This window comes from Nocardia sp. FBN12 (assembly GCF_054031145.1).
Genome location: NZ_CM132926.1, coordinates 213,516 through 238,913 on the forward strand (window position 1 = coordinate 213,516; position 25,398 = coordinate 238,913).

Sequence of the window (25,398 nt, forward strand, 5' to 3'; positions counted from 1 at the left end):
AGCGGGGGCGTCGAGGCGGCCGTAAGAGGGGGCGCCGTCGGCACCCCCTACCAGCCGTACATCGAGATGGTTTCCCCGGAAGCGATACGGTCCAGCGCGTCTCGGCAGTAGGGGATCATCTCGATCGGCAACGAGTCCATCGCGAACCACTCCAACGCGTCACACTTGTCCGGCTCACGATTCTCCGGCACGCCCTGCCACTGAGTCGCCCGGAAGAAGAACGCCACCCTCCCGCCGGATGAGGCGTTGTGCATGACGTGGACGAATTCGACATCACCCGGCGCGATCTGGACACCGATCTCCTCGGCCGCTTCACGCACCAGCGCGTCGACCACAGATTCATCGGCTTCCAGGTGCCCGGACGGCGGATGGTAGGCGCCATCGGCGAAACCGGTGTTGGCACGCCGACCGAACAAGATCCGCCCCTGCTCGTCAGTGAGCAGCAAATGCACATCACCGATCAGTTTGTGTCGCTCAACGCTGGCCACAGCCATTGCCATCCCCATCTCTCGAATGCCCGAACTGAGCGCGGGCCTGGACCACCTTGTTTACCGAGGCACGCACCCGCGCGTGAGGCGGGCGACGACGAAGTTCCGACGTGCTTTGGTCGTCATCGTCTCGACGGATGCAGCGGCGCCGATCACGAAGAACATCGCCGAAAGTCCGATAATCGGGCCAAGAACGACCCCAACCAGGCACGCCACGAAAAGTATCAGCAACGGCAGACTTACCGAAAGGATATCGCGGTACACCCGGGCCCATGTCTGCGACCGATCCAATTCCTCGAGCGGGATGTCCTCCTTCAACCCATCTGCGGCCCAACTTTCGTTGCGCCGCTCCAGCAGCAGGACTAGCTTTCGGCGCTCGACATGGATGACCATCGACCACCACCACAGCCCAGCCATGAGCAGAAAAGCCACGCCCGCCTGGAACGAGCCCAGAAAGAGCAGGAGTGCGGCCATGGATGAGGTGACAGCCAGGTAGGCGATCTGGAACGCTGTAGACGAGGAGATGATTCTCGCCGCCAGTCGCAGGTAATGCACGCTGCCACTGTACATCTGGGGTGTGAGGCCGGCGGCGCAGCTGGATCGTCGCACGGCGATGGATCTGGGAACTATCCGGCCGCGACCATCGTGATGAGCAGTGGCCGTGCCGTTTACACTTGCCGTTCCCCGGCGCGAACAGTGACTTAGCCTCGCTTGGTGATCATCCCGCTCCGCATCCCCTACATCCAGCTCGATCCCGAGCTGCCCCGCCCGCGTCGCGCCCACACCGGCGACGCGGGCATCGACCTGCACGGCGTTGACGATGTCCTGCTGGCGCCAGGAGGCCGCGCGCTGATCGGCACCGGCATCGCGATCGCACTGCCACTCGGCACCGTTGGCCTGATCCATCCACGTTCAGGTCTGGCTGCACAGTCTGGCGTCACCGTGCTCAATACGCCGGGCACCGTCGACTCGGGCTACCGCGGCGAGATCAAGGTCTGCCTGATCAACCACGGCGAGGAAACGGTCATGATTAAGCGCGGCAACCGCATCGCGCAGCTGCTCGTCCAGACCGTGGAACTACCTGAACTCGTCGAGGTTGACCAGCTCGACGAGACCATCCGCGGCGCAGACGGATTCGGATCAACAGGCTCCGGCCGGGAGATTGCCGCGTGAACATCACCGAACTGATCGTCCACCTCGACAAGGTCCGCGAGACCTCCGGCGATCTCGAAGTGGAGATCCCCGACGGCGGCTGCGGCTGCTGCGGGTACAGCACCGACGACATCACAGACATTCATCTCGTCAGCTACGGCGACATCCCGCCCCGACTACACCTCACCGACCGGCAACTCGATGACCACCGCCACGGCAAACAGGCCAAGGTGACCTCGGTGCTAACAGGTGCCGACGCGGATCCGCGGGAGTGGGAGCTATGACCACGATCGCTCGCGCCATCAACTGGAACCGCGTCTTCGACGAGAAGGACGCCGAGGTATGGGATCGGCTGACCGGCAACTTCTGGCTGCCCGAGAAGGTCCCGGTGTCCAACGACATCCAATCCTGGACCGCCCTCACTGACGCTGAACGCCAGCTCACCATGCGGGTTTTCACCGGCCTGACGCTGCTTGACACCATCCAAGGCACTGTCGGCGCAGTCTCCCTGATCCAGGACGCGGCCACCCCACATGAGGAGGCGGTGTACACCAACATCGCGTTCATGGAGTCCGTACACGCCAAGAGCTACAGCTCCATCTTCTCGACCCTGTGCTCCACCAAGGAGATCGACGAAGCTTTCCGCTGGTCAGAGGAGAACCGATACCTCCAGCGCAAGGCAGAGATCGTGCTGTCCTACTACGGCGCCGGCACTGACTACGGCCGCGGTGACGAGTGGCTCCAGGACGACCGAACGTTCGTCGCGGCGAAGCGCAAGGCGGCCTCAACGATCCTTGAATCGTTCTTGTTCTACTCCGGCTTCTACCTGCCGATGCACTGGTCATCCCGCGGCCGACTCACCAACACCGCCGACATGATCAGGCTTATCATCCGCGACGAGGCTGTCCACGGCTACTACATCGGATACAAATTCCAACGCGGCCAAGAGAATTGGCCGCAGGCCGATCGAGACATCTTGCGCGACTGGGTAATTGAGCTGCTCCTGGAGCTTTACGACAACGAGCTGGAGTACGCCGGCGAGCTGTACGGTGAGGTCGGCCTGGTCGATGACGTCGCGAAGTTCCTGCGCTACAACGCCAACAAGGCGCTGATGAACCTCGGATACGACGCCCTGTTCCCCAAGGACGACTGCGACGTCAACCCTGCGATCCTGGCAGCCCTGTCGCCGAATGCCGACGAGAACCACGACTTCTTCTCGGGGTCGGGCTCCAGCTACGTCATCGGCAAGGCCGTCGAGACTGAGGACGAAGACTGGGTCTTCTAGGCGGCGGAAGCGCCCCCGGCAGGTGATCGGCCCGCCGGGGCACCCGCTGTCACTGTGACGGTTTGAACGGGCGAGAGATTCTATGCGCCGAAGGGCGCGTCGAACTCGCTCGATCTTCTGCTGGTCGCCCTCCCTCAGTGCTCGGATCATCGCGACGAGCGTGCGTTCGTAGATCTCGCCGGTCATCGCGTCCAGCTCCTCGCGCAGCCACTCCGGGATGTCGACGATGGGCTGGCTATCGAATTCATTGCTCATGCAGAACTTATAGGGAGGCTCGTCGCGAAAACCCCCGCGCCGGCCGAAATGGATGCGATAGACCCCTTGGAACCCGTATGCACCGCGAACAGCAGAGCACTGCGCTGCCCTAGTTGACCTGCGGGGGAGGCCCCCCGGCCCCCCTGCCGCGCCGGTCGCGCCTGCCGCGCCGGTCGGTCGGTCGCGCCGGTCGCGCCTGCCGCGCCGGTCGGTCGGTCGCGCCGGTCGCGCCTGCCGCGCCGGTCGGTCGGTCGCGCCTGCCGCGCCTGCCGCGCCGGTCGCGCCGGTCGGTCGGTCGCGCCTGCCGCGCCGCGTGGCCCGTGCCCCCGTGTGTGCGCATAATTGATACAGCCTCGGCGCAGGGCTCTGACCTGCGGGTTTTCCGCATCCTTGCTGGTCAGGGGGATTTCGGTCCGATTGTCGGGTATTTGTGCAGGTCAGGGCCCATTTTTTCCCCAATTCCCCAGGTCGACCGGCCTGCGACAGCGCCTCGAGTGTGGCGCTGATCACATATTCGGCATTTATGCAGGTCAGGATGTTTTGAGGGTGACCTTACTAAGGGTGGGTTTAGTCGGGTAGTTTCGGCCCAAAAACCCTATCCGACCAGGGCATTTGACAGGTTAGCAAAACGTCGCGTAGCTTTGTCGTTGTTCGGCCAGCGAGGCCGGACAGGCAGGGGGCGACATTCCCCCCGCCGCAACTCTCACCAGTCGGTCACGGGACCGGCGGAAGGTAGGCCGAAGTGTCCGAGACCATGACCGTTGCCGAGTCCGACGTCATCGAAACTGTCGAGGTGGAAACCGTCGACATTGCGGAAACCACCGAAGCGGTGGACACGCCGCCACTTGGCGAAACGATCGGCGGATGCTTTGTCGAGTACGCCGAGACGTTCCGCAAGGTCAACCGCGCCGGTGAGTTGCTGGGCCAGATTGTCGAGTTCAACGACCGGTGGCTAGCTGTTCCTGTCGAGGGCATGGCGACCGACTACGAAACTGATTTGCTCGCTGTCGACGCGTTGATTGCTGCGCAGATGGCAGCGGCGGCGGCCAGCATGATCGCAAAGGGCAAGGGCAAGAACGCGAAGGAACGCGCGTTGTCGCTGGTCACTGTTCACACTCGCCGCTTTTACAAGTTCTCTCGTGAGTTGACCGTCGCCGAGAACGGCTATAAGCGGGCGGTCACGGCGGCGGAAAGGGCGGCGGCGTCTGCAAAGGATAAGCGCGAAAAACTGGCCGTCGCAAAGTCGGGGTTCGTTGCGCAGGACAACACCGACATTGCCGATCGCAAGCACAACCTTGCATGGCAAATCGTGTCGATTCATGAGACCAACCGTGTGGAGGCGGGTAAGCAGCTCGACACCGTGATTGCCCAGCGTTCGCAGGCCGAACGAATCGCGGTCGTCGATCACGCGGCGACTCAAGCGGACGTGGATACGGCGCGGGCCGCTGGCAAGCCTAAGCGCAAGTGACCTAACGGGGTCGATTGCGGGCCGCACACTCGCATCGTGTGAGTGTGCGTCACCGGAGTTACCCGTTAATTCCGCCCGGCATTAGCCAGAGCTACGGCTCAATAGGTGAAGTCGGTTCCGAACGGTGCGACCGAATCGCGCCCACGGTACGGGCCCTGTGATGGGGTGACCTGCCATTCCGCCCAATCGGGCAAACCCAATCTCAACCCAGTAAGACAAACCTCCGCAATTCGTGGGGGCGGCAGGCCGAACGTGATCGGTTACCGACGGATGAGAGGTCGGAAAATCCCGAATCAAAACCCACACTCGCACTTTCGGTTCACGCCGTTCGGATTGTGAGGTGGCGATTCTGCCGGGCTTGTAGGCGCATGTTGTTTGAGAACTCAATAGTGTGTGGGCGAAATTATCCGCCCGGATTCTTTCCCTGTTTCGCGTGCCGTCGACTTGTCCGGCACGTAGGGAATCCGGGCGTGAGCGCGACGTACGGCCGTAGCGGGTAGCGGCGTCGCGAAGGTATCCGAGTAATCCGCTTGTCGGATGAGTGCGAGGGCGGCCGGTGGTGTGAGCGCCGGACCGCCAATCGGACTTATTCGGTCCATTCGACGTGAAATGGAGTAGTTGCAATGAAGGTTTTGGAAACTGTCGCGGGTACAGCATCGTTCGTCACGGTCGATGTGAACAACGTCCAGATGACGGCCGGAGGAATTCGACTGTGGGACCAGTTCGGCACAGCGTACGCATTCGACCGTTCGCGGCTTGCGATGGCGCTGCACGCCATGTACCTGGTGGGCAAACCCACTGTGCTGGCGCTGAATCAAGACGGGAAGATCGTCGGAATCGCCGATGATCCGAACTACGTCGGCACCGGCTGGCTGGTCGACACCGACCGAAAGCGCTTGTGGGTCTGCGGATCTGGCGAGACGACCCGAGACGGTCGCATCACTATGGCGACCGGCCCGAACATGGTGGCCTACGAGGCACCCGAAGGCTCGGCGGTCAATGCCGTGATGTCAGTGGCCCAGCCGGGCAGCCGTATCGACGTGTGGCTACGTCGCGGCACGAACGAAGTCGTCGGCGTCATCTTCTGACCTGCTCTGCGAGCACGAGCAATCGGCACGAGCACACGGCCCCGAGTCCCTGTGCTCCTTCGACTCCTTGCGCTTATTTCCGCGTCAATCGGCCGGGAGTATTTCCCATCCACAACCCAGGAGGTTGTTCTATGTCGACCAACAAGCTGATCAAGGTGGCGAGCGTGATCGCGTTCGGTTCGTTGTTCACTGTGACCGGCGTGAGCCACGCTGATGCACAGCCGCAGTTCACGCAGGATCACCACGTGGTGTGCTTCACGATGGCAATCGGTCCAGGCAAGAGCGGCCCGTCTGCCCGCGCGCCGATCTCGTTCGGGTACAAGGTGAACTGCAACACCGCGCCGACCTCGCGGCATATCGAGTATGTGCTGCACCGCAAGAACCTCGGCACCGGCCGCAACGAGATCCAGGCGTTCGGGCGTACCTACGAGACCACCGCGGTCATGGAGGAGACCTTCTTCTCCGAGTGCTCGGGCGAGACCCTGTATGAGTTCTGGACGGAGGTCAACCACATGGCCGAGCATGGAAACACCGACTCTGATCAGGTGTTCTCTGACCACGTACTGCTCGCCTGCTGACGAATGTCGGTCCCGTCTGCTACACCAATGGCAGGAGAAGGGAGTCACCCAGTGACCACAATCGAGCACCCTGCCGCCATCGCCGCCGAGGCAGCCCTGTCTGAACTGGCGATGCACGCCGAACGCCTCGTCGATCGCGGATCGGCCGTCGTGGTGCAGCTCGGCTCGGCCGAGCACGAGATCATCGTGCTCGTTCCGACGGACGCCGCAGGTTTCGGCGCACCGGTGGGAACAGTCGGCACCTTCCGCCGCCCGATCGTGCGACCCGACCGCACCGCCGAGCACAGTCCGATACAACTGCTGACCAGGAAGCGCGCCACGCTTCCCGGCCAACAGCATTGGTGGGTTATCTCAGCGGTAACCGCCGCCGATGCTATCGGAGTACAGGTCACCTCGAGCCAGGACACCCACGAGGCAGTTCCTGACGCTGAGGGCCGTGTCATCGCGGCCGTGCAGGTGCAGGAGGGTGAGGTGCCGTCGGTGACGGTCACCACCCGCGACGGCGGCACGGTCCGCGTGCCGCCGGACTACCTCGGACGGTAGTCAGACACACAACCCCGAAGGGGCACCGCCGAACAGTGGCGGTGCCCCTTCCTCATTTCACACAGACTCACCCGCCAGGTTGGCGGGTTCATATGGCGCCCAGGGATTCCTGGGCGCCCTTTTTGTGCAAGGAGATCGAGATGACGATGCTGGTTGACCACGCACCTGTCGTCGCGGCCACTGAGGCCGAGCCGACCGTGCGTGATGTGCTGGTCGAAGAATTCGGAATGGACTGGCAGCGTGCGTTGCCGCATGTCTGCGAGGTGGTGATGTGGGCACCGAACCGCAAGGTCGTCGACGACGACGGGGCGGTGCATTGGCTGATGCACGAACGCGAGTTCCTGGCTTTCAGCCATACCGGCGACCGCGACGCAGATGGATTCGTCGACCCGATCGACCGTGGCAACCACGCGCACCTGGTGGACCAGTGGGGCGAATTGGCGCGGTCCTACGGTTGGCTCGACCAGATTGCGGTCGAACTGGATCACGTCGCACCGGCGGATCTACTCGACGTGGTTCGGGCGCTACAGGATTCGGTCATCCTCGACAGCGATGCCTGGTGCCAGGCCGAAGACCAGACCTTGCGTGAGCACTGGGATGACTACGGGCTGGACGATGCCAAGCGGGCATTGCGTGATCGACTCGGCGTGTGGGAGGTCACCGACCACGCGGAGAACGTCCTCACCCAGCTTGTCTGGGGTGGGTGGGTGAACTACGGGCATCGCGACGGCTACCCCGAGTTTCCACGTGATCCGTCGGCGGCGAACTTCGGTGACGTCGAGGTGGCCGACTGGATCGCCGACCGCCTCGGCGTGGTGGTCACGTTGTCTCGGTATGGCCGCAGCGAGGTCGTCGATCTTCGTCGCCGGCTGATCGTGGAGCCATGACCTGACACCGACTCTGTCGCGTCTGCGACTGAATCTCATTCGTGGGACCTGTCTTTCGGCAGGTCCCTTTTTCATGCCCATGAGGAGGGTTTCGTGGAGTTCCGCAAATTGACATCACGCCAGGCCGCAACGCTTCGCCGTGCGTGTGACCAGCTCGGCGTCCGATTCAATCCGGCCGACTACCAGTTCAACGGTGACCCGATGTGCGTGACGTTCACCGCCGTCGGGCAGCTCGGCGGTGCAGTTTCTGGCTACTTCCGCAGCACGCCGATCGTTCAGGTCGACGCCGGGGGCGGGCTGGCCGTGCAGGGCGTGCCGCGCCCGAAGGGGCTGGTCTTCAAAGGATCTCGGCTCATGGCATATCAGGAGCCGGTGAATCTGACCCATGCGGCGAGTTGGCTGCTCCCGGCCGGGTTGGCACGGATCTAAGCGTTGGGCTCGGCTGCCAGGAGCGAGTACTCCTGGCGGCCGTACCGAACTGTCGAGTTCTGTTGTCTCTCTAAGTCTCTGGAGGAATATGCCATGTCCGATTGGATGGATCATGTGATCATCGCGGCGGCCCGACAAGGGTTCGCCGTGTTGCAACGCAAGGACGGCCGGTGGGTCTTGCACCGGCAGGGAATGTATCTGGTGCTGGGCGAAACACCGGAGGGTGTGAAGGCGTTGGCGGAATTCCTCGCGGCGCTGCGTGCGGCGGGAATCGACCTGCGGGGTGAGCGCTCGTGAGCAAGATGAGCCTGGACGAGTACATGGAGTTGCTCGCGGCACGTTCGGCTGAATGGCAGGCCGCGAATCCTCCTCGCGAGGGGGTGAAGCCGAAGCCCTGGGTCGAGCCACTGCTCACGTGGTTCATTCGTGACGGCGATGAGGAACTCGTGGAGTTGCCTGAGACCACACCGCGGCCCAAGCCCAAGCCGCGCTACTACCGCCCGGCGTCGTACTGGCGTGAACGGTGTGAGGCGCTGAGCAAGCAGATGGAAGCACTCGCCGAGCCGATCATCACCGACCGTGCCGCAGCGGGCGGGGTGGCGCTGGGCCCACGTCGTACAGCTCGAGTCCAAGCCCGCGAGGACAGCCGACTCCAGCGCTACACCGCGCTCAAACCCAAGCTCGACCATGCCAAGTCGATGCTGCGCGCCGCCGAGGCCCGCGAAGCCAAACAGGCATCGGCTTGACCATCAGATAGACATCGCCCGGTCACCTCCGATGGCCGGGCCTTTTCGTGAACGGAAGTGATCATGAACAACACGGTGAACGTGAAGTACACCGGCACGCACGGCCTGGCCGATCCCGATCCACTCGACATCGGCCAGGCGTTGCGGGATCTGGTCGAGGACCTCGAGAACACCTATCCGCAGGGCAATTCCGACGCCAGCAAAGCAAGGGCCTGGCTGACCGTAAACGGCTGGATCGTGGTGACGCCGATGGCAGACGGACTGGCCTTCTACGAGTTCCCGCCCGTCCCGCAATTGCAGTCAGCGTCGGTTCGGTTCGACGACATGCCGATGCTGATGTCGCCGGAAGGCCTGATCGACCTGCTCATCTTCACCGCCTTCACCCAGCCGTTCGTCTCGCTGGCAGTGACCCGCGACAGCTCCGGGATTCGCCTTGACCTCCGACCGCAGAAGGAATCGGGCAAGGTCCTGCGTTTCGAGTTCGAGGCCTGACACCATGAGACTCCTACATGGGCTTTCGTGCCATCATGGGCAGATGAGCGACAATGCGTGGCTGGTCGACGTGCAGCTGGTGGAGCTGACGCTGCCCGGCGGCGAGGACGCAATCGAATACGGGCTGATCGCGTTGGCGGATCTGCTCGGCCACACCGCCATCACCTACAACGCCAACACCAGCGTCGCTGTTGTGCCGGTCGTCGTCGACGCACCGACCGGGTCCGTCGCCTCAGCTGCAGCCGAACGCACAGTGGCCGAGGCCGTCTCGGTACTGCGCTGGTCGGTCGGCATCGCCGCAACCCGCACGGTGCTCGTCGAAGACGAACTGCGCGAAGCATTCCCACCCGACGGTGCACCGCCGCAACAAACAACAATATGACCGGCCGCAGGACGGCAAGGCCCCCAGGAACGCACCTGGGGGCCTTTTCTATGCCCATTTCCAGGAGGTACCCGTGCAGCACCGTGTCGTGTTGGCCAGACCGGGGCGCGAGATGCGCACCGGAATCCGCGGCAGCGCCCAACACTGCCTGACCTGGTTACAAGCCCTGGCAGCCCGCCCTGACGGGTTGGCCTCCACGGCAGGTACTCAGGTCCACATTCTTCGACCCGACAGCACCGTGCTGCACGGTGTCCGATTCGAGCTGCGCGCCGAGCAGCAGTAGGAGCACAGATCTATGACCGACCACGTTATCCGGGAGCAGAAACCATGCGAGAGCTGATCGAAACCAGGGAGAACGGCACCCGGATCTATATCGAGCACGACGACAGCTGCGATTCCCCGTACGACAACGGCGACTACATGTACATGTCGGCGGTCATCCACCACGGGCATGGTCGCTATGACCTCTACGAGTCCAAGGACGACGAGATCCCGGTGACCGCCACGAAGGTACGAGAGGCCCTGCACCGCACGGACTACCGAATTGTGGTGCGCTGGCTGGAAGTCGTGTACGGCCTGCGTGTCGACGGGGACGGCGGGTCGGTGCTGTTCTTCACCCGAGGCGACGCCGAGGACCTCTCGAACGATATGGCGATCTTCAACGCCTGGCGTGACGGGGAATGCGGCGGGTGGATCGTTGAAGACCCCGACGAGGTCGAGGTTGAGTCGGTCTGGGGCTTCTACATGACCGACGCGGAGCGGGACTACATGCTCTACGAGGCGCGAATCGCAGCTGACAGGTGGACGCCAGACCCTGCAGCTGCGTACCGGCGCATGAACGAGGCCGCGAAGCTACACCCCGCCGGGGATGGGTATCCGGCGGCGCTGGAGGTCGGCGGCGTGCTGGTTCTCGCCTATGTCGATCAACAAGGAACACTGCGGGTCTCGATCGACCTGGACACCGTCGACTCGGCGATCACCTCGACCCACGAGACGGTGCCGATGCAGATCGCTGTGCAGGGCGAGCAAGTGTTCGCGGCGGCCTAGGACAATGAAACGTCAACTAACAACGATGACCAGGCCCCAGCTCAACGCCCTCACCAGGGTTGACGGCGACGGTGTGCTCGACGAGACAGACCGGCGCGTCCTCAACGGCCTGGCCCGGCGCGGATGGGTGCAGAAGCATCAGCACGTCACGAAGCGGCGGAAGCGGACGTGGTGGACCACTACCGACGCCGGCCGCGCAGCTCTCGAGGTCGCTGTCGTCCCACCTGATCGCATCCCGGTCAAATGGCCTGGGCACTGGGATCGTCGACGCGAAGGCCACAACCGCCACATCCTCGCCGACGGACACATCATCTTCCGGCAGGCCCGCACGACGATGTGGCGAATCACCTGCCCCGCGGCGTATCTCGAAGACAAGCCCCTCGGCATCGTCGAGGAGTTGGGCGAGGCCGTCGCGATCTTGACAACGCATTTGTATGACCAGCAGCGCGCTTGCCGCGACGAGTCAACAAGTTCTGAATCCTGCTGCCCTGCTGGCTAATTCAAGTCAACCACCCCTGCCTACGCCCTGCCGTGATCGTCACGGTGGGGCATTTTTCATGCCCTGCGGGGCCCGTTCTGGAGGTGCTTTCCGATGTACATCGAGCGTGTTTCTCGTCCCGACCAGGTGCAGCGCGAGGTCGCGCTGCACGCAGAGACCGGCGTGCTCGTCGGTGACGGTGTTGCCCGTGCGCTGGCACAGGCGCTGTGGAGCGACGGCGATGCCGCGCTGTTGGCGATGGCTCTGGGCGAATCGTTCGACCCCACCCGCATCGACCTGACCGGGATGGATTTCGCCGCTGACCCGGCGACACTCGCAGCACTGCGGGCGTGGCTGCGGGTAGCGACCAAGCGCGATCAGGTGGTGGCTGTGTGAGGAACCAAGTGGTCGAGTTCGACGCCATCAACCACACCGACCCGTCTATTTCAGGCGGGCGGCTTCGCTGCCAAACCTGGTATCCGGGACCGCTGGAGGACACCGTCTGGGTTCTCGATCCCGACACTGTGGGCCTGCCGAACAAGGGCGCTCGTGTCGTCGACACCCGTCGTCGCCGCGAGATCGCCTGGCCACCGACCGCGGCCAACGAAACGGCGGCGATCGTGCCGCCGCAGCTGGTCACGCGTGAGCCTGCCGCACAGTTCGCACTGTTCTGATTCGCCGAACCAATTTCCCTTCGTTATATCTCGACAGTGTTCGATTTACACCCTGCGTCCCCCTGTTGGAGATGCCGGGTAACTTCACCGAACGATTCGAGACAGTCACCAGCTCTAGGGGATTCAGTGGATGAACTCTATGCCGACTACCTGCGATTTGTGCAGGTAACAGGCAATTTCTTCGTCGGCTGGAAAGGCTGGAGTGGGGATGAAGAATTCCCCTCCTTCGTCACCGACTACCAAAACATGTTCGGGATTTGCGAAGCGCTTTTCGTATAGCCGAAACCGCCCAACAAAAGGAGCAGAAAAAGTGAGCAACCCCGCAACCCTCGAGGCTGTCGACTCCAACTGCCAGACCGCCGTGATAGCTGCCATGAAGGCATACGCAGCCGAACACGGACGGCCCGGCGAGATCGAGATCGAGGGCGAGTTGGCCTGGGACGACAGCGAACTCGCAGACTTCCTGACCTGCACCCTCAAGTACCTCACTCAGCGCCGCGTTGACCTGGGGGAGGTACTCGACAACGTCGAGCGCCACTTCAACGAGGAGGTCGACGCCGACCTCGCGTGCCTGTACCTCATGGCCTGGGTCTACACGGACGTGCGTGAGTGACCTATCGCGACCACAGCTGGTACGTCAGACAGGTCAGCACCCTCGAACAGCAGCTGGCCAACACCCAACGCCAGCACAACGCCGAGATCGCCCGCAGCGCAACGCTGCTCGACTACATCACTGCCGCCGGTCTGATGCTCACCGATCCCGAGATCCGCACCAGGATCGAGTCGAACCTTGTCGGAGAGATCCTGACCGCCAACCAGGCCGACCGGTGCGAGGACTTCCGCACCGACATCGTCAGCCTCACCCACGAGGTCACGCAGGCCCGTAACCGAGGAGTCGACGACACCGCAGTTCTCGAGGCCACCCTCGAGGCGATCAGCAAGGCCGTCGCTTGCTGCAAACGACGCGAGATCCGCGCCGTGGACGCCCGCGCGAAGGCGGCTCAACGCCTGGCGCACCTCATCCCCGAGTAGGGGTCCGAACCCGACTCTGTCCCAACACCTTTCAGCAGGCCCTCCAGCATCGACTGGAGGGTCTCTCAACCATGCAAGGAGCACCCGAATGTCGATGGAAACCTCGCAGTGGCTCAACACCAACACCCTGATCGGCATGACCGCCGAGCGCGGCAAGGCCTGGCACTACCGAGCCGAGGAACAGGGCCAGGAGACCAATCACTACACCGGATTCGTCCCGGTCGCCGACGTCGTGCGACGCCTGTTCGACTGGGATGCCCAGAACACCAAGCTGCGCATCCAAGTCCCCGCCGACAACGACAACTTCACCACCATCGGTGACGACGGCACGCTGATGCGCGAGATCGTCGACCAGACCCGCAACGTGACCTATCACCCGGTCACCGGCCAGATCTTCGGCGTCTACAAGACCGACAGCATCCACCAGTACTCGGAATGGCTGTTGGACAACCTCGCCCACCTCGTCACCGCCGACGGCTTGGCCGTCACCACCGACTCATTGGGCATCGGTTCGGCAGGAGTGCTGCGAGGCGGGGCGCAGGCCTGGGTTCAGCTCGAACCGCACGAGACGTTCAAGACGCCCGAGGGAGTGGCCTATCGCTCCCACATCACCGCCTACTCCTCCCACGACAGCAGCATGGCGACCACCTACGGTCGCGGAAACACGGTCGTAGTCTGCGACAACACCCTGAGCCTGGCCCGCAAGGACATGTCGCGGACCGGCCAGCAGTACAAGGTTCGCCGTTCCGCGAAGTCGATGAGCACCAAGCTCAAGGACGCCCGCCAGGCCCTCAACCTCATCATCGAGTCCTCGGATTCGTTCGCCGAGGAGATCAAGCGACTGTGCGAGATGCCCGTCACTGAGCGCCAGTGGCAGGCATTCCTCGGCGAGATCGCACCCTTCCCCGAGGAAGACGGCCGAGCCAAGACCCTCGCGGAGAACCGTCGCGAGAAGCTGACCAGCCTCTACCGCAACGACAACCGCGTCGCGCCGTGGGCGGGCACCGCGTGGGGCGTTCTCCAGGCCACCAACACCTACGACCACCACGAGGCCAGCAACCGATCCGGCCTCACCCGCGGCGAGCGCAACACCACCCGGGCCATCGACGGCGATCAGGCCAAGTCCGACGAGAAGACCCTGCGCCTGCTCGATCTGGTCCTGTCCAACTCCTGACTCCTCCCACCCGAAAGGAGCCCGGTCATGCCCATCACGACGCGTGAACAGTTGGACCTCGCTCACGGCGTTTCCTGCTGGATCAAACAGAACCCCCATCTCCACGACCAGACCAGCTTCCGGACCGCGACCAAAGACGGTGTGGCGCACTGCATTGCGGGTGTTGTCGTGGCACTCACGCCAGGTACGCGGTTCGACGACTGCAACTGCTGCGCAACCACCGTTGACGGCGCGGTCGATATCAGCGACTTCGCACAGGAGCGGCTCGGTTTGAACTGGGGGGAAGCCTTCGACCTGTTCTTCGAGTACAGCAACGACACGGCTCGCGCATATCTCGATCAGTTGATCGCTGACGGTTCGGCCTATCTGGCAACCGTTTGACCTGTGGGTTTACACCCTCGGTTCCTCGTTTAGTGGCGCCGGGCAGGATTCGCCCGGCGCCACGGAGCCTCCTGAAAACCCCTCCGAGAAAGGACTTCCGATGAGTAGCGACAACCAGGTGCGCTTCCGTGTCCAGTACGACATCAACGGCAAATGGCACACCGCACACGGTGCCGACCTGCCCGCCCTCGACAAGGCGATCATGCGGATCAAAGCAGGTCCGGCCAACCTGCACCGGATCCTGCTGATCATCAGCGCTAAGAGCCCCACGGGTGTGGTGATCTGGCAGGGCAAGCGGCTCGCTCAGCACCTGGGCCAGGTGGTGGACCTGTGAGCGACGAGCTTCGCCACGACCAGGTCATAGACGAGGGCTGGGCAGTCGGCACGACACACCAGGGCGAGCACCTGACCGTGATCGGCAGCCGATACAGCGCATTCCTCGTGTTCCCCACCGCCCAGGCCGCCGAACCGCGCGCCGAGTTCTTCCGCGAACGCTGGAACAACCCCGCCGATGTCCTGGTCCGCCGAGTCCGGCGCGTCGGCTTCTGCGAGTACCTGCTGATCGACACCTCCACCACCGCGCCGGCGGCCGCACGCACCGAAGGAATCGCCCATGTCTGACAGCTTCAAAACCGACTACGAACTCCTCTACGACATCGACAGGTCGATCAAGCTGCACGAGGCCTTGGGCCTGGACGTGTTGCCGCTGCATGCGATTCGAGACGGCGTCGAAGCCGTCGCCGAGGTTGATCACGTGATCGGCGAGGCCCTGGACACGGTGCAGACATCGGGCAGATATGCGGTGGTCGGCGGCCGTGTCCGGATGGCGCTCAGTCGCGCCGGACTCGAGATCGTCGACGTCGACGACACGGTCGAAACGTTCGTCATCGGGAAGTCCGGCGGCATCAAGATCTCAGTCCCCAAGTCCGCGACTTGCGAACTGGCCGAAGACATCCGGGACATGGCCCATCGGCCCGGCATCGACGCCCAAATCCTCGTCGAGCGCGTCCGACCGCTGAGGGCCATCACCGCACGGGACGACAACGAGCCCCCGTTCTGACACCGCCATGAGGCAACCGTCAGCCCGTCCGACAGCCAAACATCGCACCAGACAGGGAAACCCGATGAACTACGCCTCCAAGAAGGCCACGATCGCCGAGATCCTGAGCCTGCTCGAACCGGCCAACACACACCAGGGCCCGTCAACACCCGAGCAGCACGCCGAAGCGCTGCGGCTCGACCCCAGCCAGCTCGACCCCAACGAGGTCATCGCCTGGCTCGACGGACTTCTCACCGATACCGACGGCGAAGCGACCGTGCAGGTCAGCCGCGCCCAGCTGATCCTCTTCGCCGCCCTCGCGCAAAAGGCCGCGCACCACGACAACGTGCTCGACGCCATCGAACGCGTCCTCGACGAGATCAGCAAAGCCCTGACCGGCAGCGAGACCCCCGAGATTCGCCCCGGCGACCTGCCCGAAATCGTCGGCCAGGTGGTCGCGGCCTTCGCCGCGCTCGTCTCGAAGTAGCTCAACGACAGGAGGTGATGACCATGATCGAGGTGACGTTGACCGAGACGGTCAACTACCACTCCAGATACACCCGCGAAGAGGTCGTGTACCTGCTCACCGCACACGGGCAACCCGCGCCTTACCAACGGTTCCCGGACGCAGTGCTGGCCAACACATTCCGCGATCTGCTCAACGACGGCGTATTCGCGCTGACCGACCTGGTCAACACCCGCGGCGAGTCCCAGTCCGAGGTGATCTCCACCGACTACGCGATCACCGGCGGCCTGATGTCGCTCGCGGCTGGAGGTCACGCCGATGGCTGAACGATGGATCGCCTCCGCAGCCGGCCTATCGGTGTCCTTCACGATCGCCGAGACCGACCAGACACCCCTGGCAGAGGCCGCTCGCCGTGCACTGGCTCGCCAGCAAGGCAAATCAGTCGCTGCTGCAACAACATTCACTGCGATCGAGCCAGCAAATGATGCAGCTCGATCGGTCATCTGCGGGAGGTCAGTCTGATGGGTGAGGAGTTCACGCCTCGCGGCTGGTGGAAGATCAGCCGCCCTTGCTACGACAAGTCGTGGCGCTGCCCCGGATGGAACGGCGGCGGCATGCGATACGCCAAGGTGGCGTACTGCCCCAGCGGCTACATCACCTGGGGGATGTCTCGCGCGGCACTCGAGCACCTTCCGAGCGCTGAGGTCAGTCGGTATCCGGCGTGGAATGCGTTGGGCCAGTGCAGCAAATGCGATGTCCGGGTTCTCCCGGCATGGGTCCGGCAGCTCGACCCGACCTACTGGCTGGGCGAGATCCAGCGGGTACCGATCCGGGCCCGCCGACGGGCGCGGTGGTGGCTGCGTGACCTCGACGACTGGATCGAGAACTGGTGGGCAGACCGGTGACCAGCTCCATTCCCGACCCCCACTCGGCGGTCGCGGGCGAGGCGCCGAACGGCACCGGCATGGTCCACCGATACGAGCCATCCCTGTACTGCGACAACGCCTGTCACCCCCAAGGCATCTACTCCGGCCCGCACTGCGCAACCTGCGGCCAGCCCAAAACAGCTACAGCGCACAGCAAATGAACGCACCGACATCGGCGAGCGCCGGGAACAGACGCAGCCGGTTGAGGCCGACCACATAGGGGATTGCCAGTGACTTTTGTGTACATCCAAGAGGGTGGCGCGTCCAACGAGTTCTACGTCCACGCCTTCGACACCGAGGACGAGGCAGACGACGGTCGCGCCAACTGCGCCCGAGATGGCGCTTACCGAACGACTCCCATCTTCGAGTTCCCCGACATCCCCGACGAATTCGTGGGTCCGTTGTTCGACGCCGTCGAGGAACTCCTCGGAGGCCTGGACGATCTCGACTATGCCGAGTACGACGAGGACGACAACGAGGACGACGACTCGGACGTCGCCGACTCGAGTAACGAGGACGGCAACTGATGGGTGACCACATCGACCTCACTCCCGATGTCAAGGGACTGGTTGCCTTCGCCCGCCAGGTCCTCAAGGAATCGGCCGAGGGCAGCAAATCCGCCGAAGCTGCCCGCGAGATCCTGCGCGACTGCGGCGTTACCACCCAGGCCTGACCACCTCCCAAACCGCAATGCCGCCGACCACTGCTCGACCGGCACCAATCAATCACTCCTGCAACGAAAGAGAGAAACCAATGACCGCCTCCGTTTCCGGATTCCCCGTGGCCTTCGACGCCGAGATCAAAGAGCTTGCCCTCGACGAGCTGAAAAACCGCGTCCAGGCAGGCGCGAAGGTGACCGTTGCGATCGAGGAGGTCGCCGACCTCCTCGCACCGAAAGGCCCGGCGAAGACCACGATCTACGCCTGGTACCTCGCGGAGAAGAAGGCGGCCGACGCCGCGCCCGCCAAGCCGAAGTTGACGGTCGTGGAGGCCCCCGAGCCCCCAAAGGTCGACTTGAGCGCGTTCGGGGAGTCCGTAGCCCGGCCGCTGCGCAGGGAGATCTCCACCCTTGAGGGGAAGGTCACCCGGCTCAAGGAGCAGGTCGGCGCGCTCAAGGGGCAGATCGCTGACCGTGATGCACAGATCGAAAAACTCGAGATCTCGGCGCGGGAGTCGCGAACGATGACGGTGTCGCAGGCCGACCTGGACCGCCTGGCCGAGTTCGAAGCTGAGAACACGGACCTGAAAGCCAAGCTGAGCCACCTCGAACCGCTACTCACCGCCTACATGAAGTAGCGCACCAGCTCACATCCACTCAACCCCGCGGGCCGGTCTCGGCCCGCGGGGTTATCCGTCATGCCCGAAAGAGAGAGCACATGGTCAACGTCGTCGTCGACACGATCAATCCCGTCACAGTGATGATTCGCCACCGTGACGGACGTACAAGCACCGTCGCGATCACCGAAGCCGACACCGGCGTCACGTTCGATATCGCACCGGCCGACGCACTAGCTATGACGATCCGGCTGAACGGGCGGGAGCTGCGGGTGCCGACGTCGCCAACCCTCGATGCCGCACTGATGCAGTTCCTCGCCGCCTGGGGCAATACCTCCCTCGCAGAGCAAATCGGCGGGCTATGCACTCAGTCCGAGATCTGGCCGCTACTCAACCTTTTCGAGAAGGCTGAGATGCCCGACGTCGCGCAGGCGTGGTCTGACGCCGAGGAATCCGGCCGAGCCGACGACGACGATGACGTCGACACGTCGGCCTACCTGTGAGCACCACGATGATCATCACGCATATCTGGGAAGCTGACCGACTGCCCGACGGTGCGGTGCTGATCCCGCTGCGCGACGACGCGACGGCACTGCAACGACTCTCTGGTCTGTGGCTCGAGATCGGCCAAGAGCACCCAGTCGAACTCGATCAATATGCATACCTGCCCGCCAAGGCCTTCAACGTTACCCAACCAGCCGAGGACGGTGAGGACGAGCTGATGGTCCGGCTCGTCTTCACCGAAACAATCCGGTACGTGGTGAAACTCCCGCGGCAAGCGCTCGTCGAGGCGCTCGGCGATGACCACGAACGCGACACCATCACCGTCGAGGAACTCAACAGCAACGACGAGATCGACGCGCTGCTCTACGACGAGACCGACCCCGACTACTCCGACGGCAGCGAACGGACGGTCCTGTCCATCGAGACCATCGCCGCCAACACCCGCTAGCTAGCCAACCGAGGGAAACACGTTGCCGCTCAACCAGATTCTGGACACCGTTGCCCAGGCCATGAACGGCCACGTCCGGCCTGCCGTCATCCGCCGCACCATCGCGACCTTGCAGAAATCGCTACCGAAGGCGGTCGACGAGGCGGCCGTCGACACCGCTGCGGACTACCTCGCCGCAGTCGGACACCCCGCGATCAGCGCACTCGAAGCCGTCATCGCGGTACGCAACGCCGCCGCGTCCGGCCACGTCACAGAAGCCGCCATCGACAGCGCTGTCGCGGCGAGTGCCGATGTCGCTCACGCGCTCGGCGTCGACGAACAGCGCGTGCTGGCCCTCACCACGACCTGACAGGAATCGACACCTGATGAACACCTCCACCTACCCCGACCTCGCTGAACTCGTTGCCGACGTGGAAACGATCCTCGTCACCCTCCAGAAGCTCAGCGAGCAACTCGACGAGAGCAGCCCCGACTACCGCAGCTACGACGAGAAACGATTCGACGAGTTCGAGAACATGCACGGACCAGTCGAAGCTCTCGTTGCCGCGCTCAAACAGCGGGCGACCTGCCAGGTATGCGGGGAGCCGATCCGCCCGCATGTCTGGATTCACCAGCACAACGACATCTACTGCGGCACAGGCGATGGCGCGAGCGCTACGCCCTCGGGGAAGTGACGCCCGTTGGCGCCGACCATGCTCACCGCAGCCCGCATGCGGATCCAGAACACCTACGGCGACGGCTACTGCACCGACGACACCCGCGTGATCCATCTGAACTCGCCCTGCCCGCGGGAGGACTTCCTCGAATGGATCGACGATGTCCTGTTCACCCTGACCGGAACCGGCCGCGTCGACGACTACGCCGTGTACGAGGTCGACGTCGTCTGTGCACCCGTCGAACTGCCCGGCCTCGCCGGATACCGATTCGAGGCCGGGTACTGACCGCCATCCGTCACACGTCACCTACCGATCTGACATTCATCATGAAAGGAACCTCATGGTCACCGAAAAGGAAGCCTCCTTCGACCGGCTCGTCCGCGACTTGGTCGACCAGATGCCCGGCTACAACCTCACCTGCAAGGCGAGCGGCTACGTGGCTCTCCACGAGGAGGGCCACGGCCTGCGCTTCTGCGACGGCGACGACCGCTGGAGGAACGCGGCAGACCGGGGACGGCTCATCGTCATCCCGTGCGAAAAGGTCGCCCATGACGGGTGGGACGTCAAACCAGGTGGTTCGGGGATCCGCGTGTCGAAGACGAAGTCCCACAAGGTGATCATTGCCGACATCCGTCGCCGAGCGATCGCCCCGCTGCTCGAGTACCTCGACGACCGCAGGAAGGTGGAAACGCGAATCCAGGGCCTTGCGGCCCAGGCGTACGAAGCGGCCAAAACGACGCAAGAGCAACTGCAGGGCTGGCGCGTCGAGGCTATGCATGCCCGGCCATCCGCCGAGCGGGTGTTGCCGAGCACCGTGACAGTCGTAGACCGCACGACCAAGCACGGCGTCGATCTTGCCACCGTGCCGCTAAATGTCGGTGCCTTCCACCTCAAGGTTGGCCTGGTCGTCGACGTCGACGAGGGGCCTGCGTTCGCCAAGGCACTCCGCGAGTTTCTCGACGCACAACCCTGGAAGACCGGCATCCCAGACCTGACCAGCATCGAGGAGCCCGACACACAGGTTGAGATCGCAATCGTCGACGAAGGCACCCACTTCGAAGCCGCTCTGTTCGTCAACGGCAAGCCTGTGCCAGCCGAGCTGTACGCCGTCGACGCTGGCTGCGACCTCGAATTCATCGACAAGGCAACCCCGCCGATCAGCGCGGCCTGCGTAGCCCAGCTGGAGAAGTACTACGCCGAAGCAGTGGTCCACGCCGCGTGAGGTGGACCGAAACGACCTACTTGCCCCGCCACAAGGAGAACGCCTTGGGACACAGAATCTTCGCAGAATACGTCCGTGCGGTCGCGGCTGAGCTGGGCTGGACCCCCGGTGAAGTGTCCGACTACAACTGCCGAATCAGCGGCCCCGACGCGCAGCGACTCTCGATCTACAACGGCGACATGAGCCACCTCAAGGCGATGAAGGGCCGCGTGACCATCAGCCTGCACAGTCCCATCGACGAGTACATCCCCAACGACCTTCGACCGCGACGGTTCACCCTCGCTGTCGACCGCGGGCCCAGCGTTGCTGTGCGAGAGGTCCGCAAACTGCTCCCCGCCTACGAGCAAGCGATGGCGGTCGGCAACCAGGCGCGGGCCGTGAGGGACGCTGCCCGCGCCAACCGTCTGAGCGTGACCAATGTGGTCGCGCAGACATTCGGCGGACGAGTGACCTCGAACGACCCGGACTACCCCGAGGTGCACTTCGACAGCGGCGACGTCAAGATCCGCGGCTCGGATGCCACCTTCACGGTGAAGGTCCCCGCGCGCCGGGCCGCCCACGTTGCCGATGTCTTGGCACTGGCGCTCGCCGCCAGCACGCAAGGGGCCTGAGCGATGCCGATCTTCAACGTCCGCGTCGCCGTTGTCGCGCTGATCGGCGCGGAAACCAACGAGCGCGCGATCCGGGAGCTGCGCACACAGCTCTCCGCAGCCGGATTCGAGCCCCTGGAAAACGATGCCGACGCCTTCCTCAGCGAGGACTAGGACAGACGAAGCAGCCGATCCATCTACACACCGACCATCGACGACCAGCCCTGTGCGGCTGGTCGTTTCGCATTGAGGAGAGACAACATCATGATCAGCAACGAGGAGCGTACGTTCGTCGAGCAGCTCGCCGAGCGGCTGTCCGGGGAATGGATGGCTAGGCCCACCGAGTACGCGATGAGCCCGCACATGTCCCTGGTCAACACCGACGGTGCGCGCGTCGTCGTCCTCGACGGCGACACCGAACGCGGATGGGCGGACCCCGGCCGGTGGTCGTTCGTCGGACTCCACGATGGGCTATACGACCAGGTCAAGTACACCCGTTGGCCCAGCCAGATCAACATCGCCAAGTCCAAGCGGCCCGCGGTGATCGCCCGCGAACTCCAGCGCCGCTTGCTGGTGGCCTTCCTCGAGGTGCACGCCGACGCGGTAGCGAACAAGGCGGCCCGTGACGAGAAGGCGGCAGCGTGGGTACGCCTGTTGAACGGTGTTGCCGTCGCCCTCGGTCCCGCCGTCGGCGCGCGGGTGTGGGCGGACGAATCGCGTCGGAGCGCGCCGGAGGTCTTCTCCCGGCAGGTTCGGATGGAACAGTACTGCCGTGGCGAGGTGCAGCTGACGCTGTTCGCGCCGTCGGAGCGCGCGATCGAACTGGCCGAGTTGCTGGGGCTGTTCTTCGCCGAACCCGCCGCGTCGCTCCAGGCCATTGCCTAGCCGAGAGCTGAGAACCTGCCCGTCGGCCGTCTTGTGCAACGAGTTCGGCCGGCGGGCACGTCGACAGGAAGGATCGCTATGTTCGGTGCTGGTCACCGAGGTTGTGGAAGGGTGATAGTGGTACGGGCAGAAGGTGTCGCCGCGCCGTGCAATAGTGCATGGGTGAGAGGAGTCGCTATGTCGCCGACCAGGGCAGATCAGGAACGCGCCGCTTTCGTCGCGCTCATTCGGATGCGGCCCAAGCTCGTCGAGTGGTCGGCGATCACCGAGCAGGTCTTCGAAGCCGGAGGCAGCGCGCTCGCGGTCTGGGAGGAACTGAACCAGCCGAACCTGCTCGGCCCCGGCGATTACCAGGATGTGTTCGATCAGGCAGTCGTCGACCTGCAGCACTGGGAGGCACGAGGCTACCGACTCCACACCTTCCGCGACCGGACCTATCCACGACTGCTGAGGTCAGTACGGAACCCGCCGCCGGTCGTGTTCACACAGGGACAAACAGTCTCCGACGAGCGCGGCGTCTGCATCGTAGGCTCTCGTGCGGTCTCCGATTTGGGTCTGAGGTTCGCTCGTGAGGTCGCACGCGGAGCAGTAGAAGCGAACCTGTCGGTAATCTCTGGTCTGGCGCTCGGAGTGGACACTGCCGCGCACGTCACAGCTCTGGAGGCTGGAGGCAGGACCGTAGCGGTCCTGGGCAATGGACTCGGACGTGTATATCCGAGGCCCAATGCCGCGTTGCAGTCCGAAATCGCCCGTCGCGGCATGCTGCTATCGCATTTCCTTCCCGACTTCACGGCGAACAAGTGGAGCTTCCCGGCGCGCAACATCACGATGAGTGCCTTCGGCCTGGCGACGGTGATCGTTGAGGCAGGAGAGAAGTCCGGGACACGACACCAGGCGCGGGAGGCCAATCAGCATGGTCGACCGCTGATTCTCACCACGTCGGTGGTCCGCACGACTAGTTGGGGCCGAGACTTGGCAGATAAGCCAGGTGTGGCGGTGGTGACGACGCCGGCGGAAGCGGTCGAACAGGCAGCTCAGATAGCTCACCGCCAGGCCGTCGCTTCAAGCTGGCTGGCCGATGCCATCCAGTAGTCCACACGATATCTGGGATCTGCTCGGCTTCATTCGGGATGCGATCAGTGCGACCTACCACAACACCTATCTGACGGGTGTGTGCGAGGTGTGCCGCGGGCAAGTGTATGGAACCGAGCGATGCGAGGTGTGCCAGGCACACGTTGATGAGTACGGTGACCGCCTGGCCGATCAGACGATCCTTCTGACCTACGTGGAGGCCTATCACAAGGACGGCTACCACCAGTCTGTGCATGACCTGACGTACTACAAAGGCAAGGACGGTGTTCCGCCGTCGGAAGATCTGCTGGGGAAACTCGGTGCGATGTTCAGCGCAGCGGGTGCACTTCACGCTGACTGCTTCCGCGCTTCGCGGGGCAGTGAAAAGCTCTGGGACGCAGTGACGTTCATTCCGTCGGTTCGGTATCCGAGCATTGATCACCCGGTGTCGAGGCTGGCGAACTCGATGAAGCTCGCAATCTCCGGCTGGGATCCCAAGTGGGTGTTCCTGGCGCCTCACAACATGGGCGACAAGCACAAGGTCACCGTGGATCGGTTTCTCGTCCCTCCTGTTTTCGAGCCAGTCGTCAAGGGCGCGAGTGTGCTTGTCGTCGACGATACGTGGACGACGGGCGCGAACGTTCAGTCGGCATCGTTGGCCTTGAAAGCTGCTGGAGCACAGTCGGTGACGGGCCTCTGCGTTGCTCGGTGGCAGGACTGGAGATACCAGAATCAGCTGTGTGCGTCACTGAGCGAGCCGTACTCGCCGCAACGTTGCCCGGTTGGCGTGTGTAGCTAGCCGCCGAGCATTGCTCCGGCGTGGTCGCGCCAATGAGCCTGGGCGCGGTGTCCCCGAACACCGCGGGCCCGGTCAGGCTGCTACCGCTGCGTCTTCCGGGTAGGGAATGAGGCGGTAGCGGTGCCAGATGTTGGCAGGGAACTCCGGCTTGTCGATGCGGACGATGTGTCGGCTCTGTTCGTCGCTGGACAGCGTGCGCAGCAGGATCACGTCACTGTCCCCGCCTGGGTCGGGCGGATAGGTGTTCCAGAACTGGTCCCATCGGGGGAGCCCGGCACAACGGTCGACGATCGTGGCGAACCGTTGGGCGACTTCGCCGTTCGGCTTCGGCGCGAAGCGCAGGCTGTGCACCATACCGTGGGCGAACGCGGCCCAGTCCGGTAGGACCAGCGGTGCTTGTGGGTTGAGCATGACCCATTCGACGACGTTTCCGCCAGCGGTCAGTCCAGGGAACGCGGCCTCGAAGGCGGCATTGCAGGCTATGACGTCGAACAGCGGCCACCGCATCAGCGCATGTGGATACGGGCTGGCCTGGAGGTCGATGAGGTCGTGGGTGTGTGCTGTCCCGTAGGCGCGTGGCTCTCGCTTCTGTGCCGAGTCCAGCAGCGTTGGGTGCGCGAGCTTGACCAGGAACTCTCGCGATCGTTCGTCGACGTCCAGCGCGTCGAACAGGTTGGACAGGGTGTCGAGGCCGATCTGCTGGGTTCCGCGTTCGACTCTGCCGAGGTAGTCGGAGGACATGCCAGCCTTGCTGGCAACCACTTTCAGGGAGAGGCCGAGGAGGTCGCGGCGACCTCGCAGATACCGCCCCATTTCATGCTTCAACTTAGGCTTGCCTTATTTCCGGGGTCCATTCCCTTTTTGATGGACAGGCAAACCTAACCTAGACCATAGTTTCAATGTGGAATTTCATGTTTCACTTCCAAAAAGTGCACCTG

Annotated in this window: 46 protein-coding genes; 43 read left to right on the plus strand and 3 right to left on the minus strand. The window is 63.7% G+C overall.

The genetic code is table 11. The annotated features are described in order from the left end of the window. Nucleotides 1-47: 47 nt before the first annotated feature. Both ACWZHB_RS01105 and ACWZHB_RS01110 read right to left on the minus strand, forming a co-directional pair. Nucleotides 48-494, minus strand: a complete 447-nt coding sequence (locus tag ACWZHB_RS01105) for an NUDIX hydrolase (protein WP_427906074.1) — start codon at nucleotides 492-494, stop codon at nucleotides 48-50. A 54-nt stretch (nucleotides 495-548) separates the two neighbouring features. Next, nucleotides 549-1,043: a hypothetical protein gene (locus ACWZHB_RS01110; RefSeq protein WP_427906075.1), complete on the minus strand. Its 495-nt coding sequence runs from the start codon at nucleotides 1,041-1,043 to the stop codon at nucleotides 549-551. A gap of 159 nt (nucleotides 1,044-1,202) precedes the next feature. On the opposite strand from ACWZHB_RS01110, the gene dut reads away from it, so the two are divergent. The 43 genes from dut (at nucleotide 1,203) to ACWZHB_RS01325 (ending at nucleotide 24,460) form a co-directional block, all read left to right on the plus strand. Beyond that, nucleotides 1,203-1,661, plus strand: a complete 459-nt coding sequence (dut, locus tag ACWZHB_RS01115; RefSeq protein ID WP_427906076.1) for a dUTP diphosphatase — start codon at nucleotides 1,203-1,205, stop codon at nucleotides 1,659-1,661. After that, nucleotides 1,658-1,924: a hypothetical protein gene (locus ACWZHB_RS01120; RefSeq protein WP_427906077.1), complete on the plus strand. Its 267-nt coding sequence runs from the start codon at nucleotides 1,658-1,660 to the stop codon at nucleotides 1,922-1,924. The genes dut and ACWZHB_RS01120 overlap by 4 nt, the downstream gene beginning before the upstream one ends. Continuing rightward, nucleotides 1,921-2,925, plus strand: a complete 1,005-nt coding sequence (gene nrdF, locus ACWZHB_RS01125; RefSeq protein ID WP_427906078.1) for a class 1b ribonucleoside-diphosphate reductase subunit beta — start codon at nucleotides 1,921-1,923, stop codon at nucleotides 2,923-2,925. Before ACWZHB_RS01120 ends, nrdF begins: the two co-directional genes overlap by 4 nt. 997 nt (nucleotides 2,926-3,922) lie before the next feature. Next, on the plus strand, nucleotides 3,923-4,648 hold the full coding sequence (locus ACWZHB_RS01130; RefSeq protein WP_427906079.1) for a hypothetical protein: 726 nt from the start codon (nucleotides 3,923-3,925) through the stop codon (nucleotides 4,646-4,648). Between the two features lie 623 nt (nucleotides 4,649-5,271). After that, the gene (locus ACWZHB_RS01135; protein WP_427906080.1) at nucleotides 5,272-5,736 is read left to right on the plus strand and encodes a hypothetical protein; all 465 of its coding nucleotides are present in this window, start codon (nucleotides 5,272-5,274) and stop codon (nucleotides 5,734-5,736) included. A gap of 131 nt (nucleotides 5,737-5,867) precedes the next feature. Continuing rightward, nucleotides 5,868-6,314 (plus strand): hypothetical protein, encoded by a 447-nt coding sequence (locus ACWZHB_RS01140; RefSeq protein WP_427906081.1) that lies wholly within the window; start codon nucleotides 5,868-5,870, stop codon nucleotides 6,312-6,314. 51 nt (nucleotides 6,315-6,365) lie between these two features. Continuing rightward, nucleotides 6,366-6,857, plus strand: coding sequence for a hypothetical protein (locus ACWZHB_RS01145; RefSeq protein WP_427906082.1), 492 nt, complete (start codon nucleotides 6,366-6,368; stop codon nucleotides 6,855-6,857). A 140-nt stretch (nucleotides 6,858-6,997) separates the two neighbouring features. Further along, complete coding sequence (locus ACWZHB_RS01150) at nucleotides 6,998-7,744, plus strand: hypothetical protein (RefSeq protein ID WP_427906083.1); 747 nt, start codon at nucleotides 6,998-7,000, stop codon at nucleotides 7,742-7,744. A 93-nt stretch (nucleotides 7,745-7,837) separates the two neighbouring features. Further along, nucleotides 7,838-8,173, plus strand: coding sequence for a hypothetical protein (locus tag ACWZHB_RS01155; protein WP_427906084.1), 336 nt, complete (start codon nucleotides 7,838-7,840; stop codon nucleotides 8,171-8,173). A gap of 93 nt (nucleotides 8,174-8,266) precedes the next feature. Beyond that, entirely contained in the window at nucleotides 8,267-8,470 is a 204-nt protein-coding gene (locus ACWZHB_RS01160; RefSeq protein WP_427906085.1) for a hypothetical protein, read from the plus strand. Continuing rightward, nucleotides 8,467-8,919 (plus strand): hypothetical protein, encoded by a 453-nt coding sequence (locus ACWZHB_RS01165; protein WP_427906086.1) that lies wholly within the window; start codon nucleotides 8,467-8,469, stop codon nucleotides 8,917-8,919. The genes ACWZHB_RS01160 and ACWZHB_RS01165 overlap by 4 nt, the downstream gene beginning before the upstream one ends. Before the next feature lie 63 nt (nucleotides 8,920-8,982). Further along, nucleotides 8,983-9,411 carry a hypothetical protein gene (locus ACWZHB_RS01170; protein WP_427906087.1) on the plus strand — a complete coding sequence of 143 codons (429 nt, stop codon included), beginning with the start codon at nucleotides 8,983-8,985 and terminating at the stop codon, nucleotides 9,409-9,411. 43 nt (nucleotides 9,412-9,454) lie between these two features. Then, nucleotides 9,455-9,793 (plus strand): hypothetical protein, encoded by a 339-nt coding sequence (locus tag ACWZHB_RS01175; RefSeq protein WP_427906088.1) that lies wholly within the window; start codon nucleotides 9,455-9,457, stop codon nucleotides 9,791-9,793. 73 nt (nucleotides 9,794-9,866) lie between these two features. Further along, entirely contained in the window at nucleotides 9,867-10,076 is a 210-nt protein-coding gene (locus ACWZHB_RS01180) for a hypothetical protein (RefSeq protein WP_427906089.1), read from the plus strand. Nucleotides 10,077-10,120: 44 nt separating this feature from the next. Then, nucleotides 10,121-10,840 carry a hypothetical protein gene (locus ACWZHB_RS01185; protein ID WP_427906090.1) on the plus strand — a complete coding sequence of 240 codons (720 nt, stop codon included), beginning with the start codon at nucleotides 10,121-10,123 and terminating at the stop codon, nucleotides 10,838-10,840. Between the two features lie 25 nt (nucleotides 10,841-10,865). Next, complete coding sequence (locus ACWZHB_RS01190; protein ID WP_427906091.1) at nucleotides 10,866-11,339, plus strand: hypothetical protein; 474 nt, start codon at nucleotides 10,866-10,868, stop codon at nucleotides 11,337-11,339. 93 nt (nucleotides 11,340-11,432) lie between these two features. Continuing rightward, a complete protein-coding gene (locus ACWZHB_RS01195) occupies nucleotides 11,433-11,714 on the plus strand; it encodes a hypothetical protein (RefSeq protein ID WP_427906092.1) in 282 nt (93 codons plus the stop codon). Further along, nucleotides 11,711-11,992, plus strand: coding sequence for a hypothetical protein (locus ACWZHB_RS01200; RefSeq protein WP_427906093.1), 282 nt, complete (start codon nucleotides 11,711-11,713; stop codon nucleotides 11,990-11,992). The genes ACWZHB_RS01195 and ACWZHB_RS01200 overlap by 4 nt, the downstream gene beginning before the upstream one ends. A gap of 126 nt (nucleotides 11,993-12,118) precedes the next feature. After that, a complete protein-coding gene (locus ACWZHB_RS01205) occupies nucleotides 12,119-12,271 on the plus strand; it encodes a hypothetical protein (RefSeq protein ID WP_378766279.1) in 153 nt (50 codons plus the stop codon). A gap of 31 nt (nucleotides 12,272-12,302) precedes the next feature. After that, the gene (locus ACWZHB_RS01210) at nucleotides 12,303-12,605 is read left to right on the plus strand and encodes a hypothetical protein (RefSeq protein WP_427906094.1); all 303 of its coding nucleotides are present in this window, start codon (nucleotides 12,303-12,305) and stop codon (nucleotides 12,603-12,605) included. Then, a complete protein-coding gene (locus tag ACWZHB_RS01215) occupies nucleotides 12,602-13,024 on the plus strand; it encodes a hypothetical protein (protein ID WP_427906095.1) in 423 nt (140 codons plus the stop codon). Before ACWZHB_RS01210 ends, ACWZHB_RS01215 begins: the two co-directional genes overlap by 4 nt. Before the next feature lie 88 nt (nucleotides 13,025-13,112). Further along, the gene (locus ACWZHB_RS01220; RefSeq protein WP_427906096.1) at nucleotides 13,113-14,198 is read left to right on the plus strand and encodes a DUF932 domain-containing protein; all 1,086 of its coding nucleotides are present in this window, start codon (nucleotides 13,113-13,115) and stop codon (nucleotides 14,196-14,198) included. A gap of 27 nt (nucleotides 14,199-14,225) precedes the next feature. After that, nucleotides 14,226-14,579 carry a hypothetical protein gene (locus ACWZHB_RS01225; RefSeq protein ID WP_427906097.1) on the plus strand — a complete coding sequence of 118 codons (354 nt, stop codon included), beginning with the start codon at nucleotides 14,226-14,228 and terminating at the stop codon, nucleotides 14,577-14,579. A 100-nt stretch (nucleotides 14,580-14,679) separates the two neighbouring features. After that, nucleotides 14,680-14,913 (plus strand): hypothetical protein, encoded by a 234-nt coding sequence (locus ACWZHB_RS01230; protein ID WP_427906098.1) that lies wholly within the window; start codon nucleotides 14,680-14,682, stop codon nucleotides 14,911-14,913. Next, nucleotides 14,910-15,200, plus strand: a complete 291-nt coding sequence (locus ACWZHB_RS01235; protein ID WP_427906099.1) for a hypothetical protein — start codon at nucleotides 14,910-14,912, stop codon at nucleotides 15,198-15,200. The genes ACWZHB_RS01230 and ACWZHB_RS01235 overlap by 4 nt, the downstream gene beginning before the upstream one ends. Further along, the gene (locus tag ACWZHB_RS01240) at nucleotides 15,193-15,639 is read left to right on the plus strand and encodes a hypothetical protein (RefSeq protein WP_427906100.1); all 447 of its coding nucleotides are present in this window, start codon (nucleotides 15,193-15,195) and stop codon (nucleotides 15,637-15,639) included. Before ACWZHB_RS01235 ends, ACWZHB_RS01240 begins: the two co-directional genes overlap by 8 nt. 64 nt (nucleotides 15,640-15,703) lie before the next feature. Continuing rightward, complete coding sequence (locus ACWZHB_RS01245; protein ID WP_427906101.1) at nucleotides 15,704-16,105, plus strand: hypothetical protein; 402 nt, start codon at nucleotides 15,704-15,706, stop codon at nucleotides 16,103-16,105. 17 nt (nucleotides 16,106-16,122) lie between these two features. Then, nucleotides 16,123-16,410 carry a hypothetical protein gene (locus tag ACWZHB_RS01250; RefSeq protein ID WP_427906102.1) on the plus strand — a complete coding sequence of 96 codons (288 nt, stop codon included), beginning with the start codon at nucleotides 16,123-16,125 and terminating at the stop codon, nucleotides 16,408-16,410. A 195-nt stretch (nucleotides 16,411-16,605) separates the two neighbouring features. After that, nucleotides 16,606-16,989, plus strand: coding sequence for a hypothetical protein (locus ACWZHB_RS01255; protein WP_427906103.1), 384 nt, complete (start codon nucleotides 16,606-16,608; stop codon nucleotides 16,987-16,989). A 251-nt stretch (nucleotides 16,990-17,240) separates the two neighbouring features. Beyond that, the gene (locus ACWZHB_RS01260; protein ID WP_427906104.1) at nucleotides 17,241-17,537 is read left to right on the plus strand and encodes a hypothetical protein; all 297 of its coding nucleotides are present in this window, start codon (nucleotides 17,241-17,243) and stop codon (nucleotides 17,535-17,537) included. After that, nucleotides 17,537-17,683, plus strand: coding sequence for a hypothetical protein (locus tag ACWZHB_RS01265; RefSeq protein ID WP_427906105.1), 147 nt, complete (start codon nucleotides 17,537-17,539; stop codon nucleotides 17,681-17,683). The genes ACWZHB_RS01260 and ACWZHB_RS01265 overlap by 1 nt, the downstream gene beginning before the upstream one ends. Nucleotides 17,684-17,763: 80 nt before the next feature. After that, nucleotides 17,764-18,306: a hypothetical protein gene (locus tag ACWZHB_RS01270; protein WP_427906106.1), complete on the plus strand. Its 543-nt coding sequence runs from the start codon at nucleotides 17,764-17,766 to the stop codon at nucleotides 18,304-18,306. An 80-nt stretch (nucleotides 18,307-18,386) separates the two neighbouring features. Further along, nucleotides 18,387-18,788: a hypothetical protein gene (locus ACWZHB_RS01275; protein WP_427906107.1), complete on the plus strand. Its 402-nt coding sequence runs from the start codon at nucleotides 18,387-18,389 to the stop codon at nucleotides 18,786-18,788. Between the two features lie 8 nt (nucleotides 18,789-18,796). After that, a complete protein-coding gene (locus ACWZHB_RS01280; RefSeq protein WP_427906108.1) occupies nucleotides 18,797-19,237 on the plus strand; it encodes a hypothetical protein in 441 nt (146 codons plus the stop codon). A gap of 22 nt (nucleotides 19,238-19,259) precedes the next feature. Further along, a complete protein-coding gene (locus tag ACWZHB_RS01285) occupies nucleotides 19,260-19,586 on the plus strand; it encodes a hypothetical protein (protein ID WP_427906109.1) in 327 nt (108 codons plus the stop codon). A 16-nt stretch (nucleotides 19,587-19,602) separates the two neighbouring features. Then, on the plus strand, nucleotides 19,603-19,911 hold the full coding sequence (locus tag ACWZHB_RS01290) for a hypothetical protein (protein ID WP_427906110.1): 309 nt from the start codon (nucleotides 19,603-19,605) through the stop codon (nucleotides 19,909-19,911). 18 nt (nucleotides 19,912-19,929) lie between these two features. After that, on the plus strand, nucleotides 19,930-20,178 hold the full coding sequence (locus tag ACWZHB_RS01295) for a hypothetical protein (protein WP_427906111.1): 249 nt from the start codon (nucleotides 19,930-19,932) through the stop codon (nucleotides 20,176-20,178). A gap of 55 nt (nucleotides 20,179-20,233) precedes the next feature. Continuing rightward, the gene (locus tag ACWZHB_RS01300; RefSeq protein WP_427906112.1) at nucleotides 20,234-21,115 is read left to right on the plus strand and encodes a hypothetical protein; all 882 of its coding nucleotides are present in this window, start codon (nucleotides 20,234-20,236) and stop codon (nucleotides 21,113-21,115) included. A 44-nt stretch (nucleotides 21,116-21,159) separates the two neighbouring features. Further along, entirely contained in the window at nucleotides 21,160-21,726 is a 567-nt protein-coding gene (locus tag ACWZHB_RS01305) for a hypothetical protein (protein WP_427906113.1), read from the plus strand. Nucleotides 21,727-21,729: 3 nt separating this feature from the next. Further along, nucleotides 21,730-21,879: a hypothetical protein gene (locus tag ACWZHB_RS01310; protein WP_427906114.1), complete on the plus strand. Its 150-nt coding sequence runs from the start codon at nucleotides 21,730-21,732 to the stop codon at nucleotides 21,877-21,879. A 90-nt stretch (nucleotides 21,880-21,969) separates the two neighbouring features. Beyond that, nucleotides 21,970-22,590, plus strand: a complete 621-nt coding sequence (locus tag ACWZHB_RS01315) for a hypothetical protein (protein ID WP_427906115.1) — start codon at nucleotides 21,970-21,972, stop codon at nucleotides 22,588-22,590. A gap of 177 nt (nucleotides 22,591-22,767) precedes the next feature. Further along, nucleotides 22,768-23,682, plus strand: coding sequence for a DNA-processing protein DprA (locus tag ACWZHB_RS01320; RefSeq protein WP_427906116.1), 915 nt, complete (start codon nucleotides 22,768-22,770; stop codon nucleotides 23,680-23,682). Then, nucleotides 23,669-24,460 carry a ComF family protein gene (locus ACWZHB_RS01325; protein WP_427906117.1) on the plus strand — a complete coding sequence of 264 codons (792 nt, stop codon included), beginning with the start codon at nucleotides 23,669-23,671 and terminating at the stop codon, nucleotides 24,458-24,460. Before ACWZHB_RS01320 ends, ACWZHB_RS01325 begins: the two co-directional genes overlap by 14 nt. A 72-nt stretch (nucleotides 24,461-24,532) precedes the next feature. Here the strand turns inward: ACWZHB_RS01325 and ACWZHB_RS01330 are convergent, their stop codons facing one another. After that, on the minus strand, nucleotides 24,533-25,273 hold the full coding sequence (locus ACWZHB_RS01330) for a helix-turn-helix domain-containing protein (RefSeq protein ID WP_427909045.1): 741 nt from the start codon (nucleotides 25,271-25,273) through the stop codon (nucleotides 24,533-24,535). Nucleotides 25,274-25,398 lie beyond the last annotated feature (125 nt).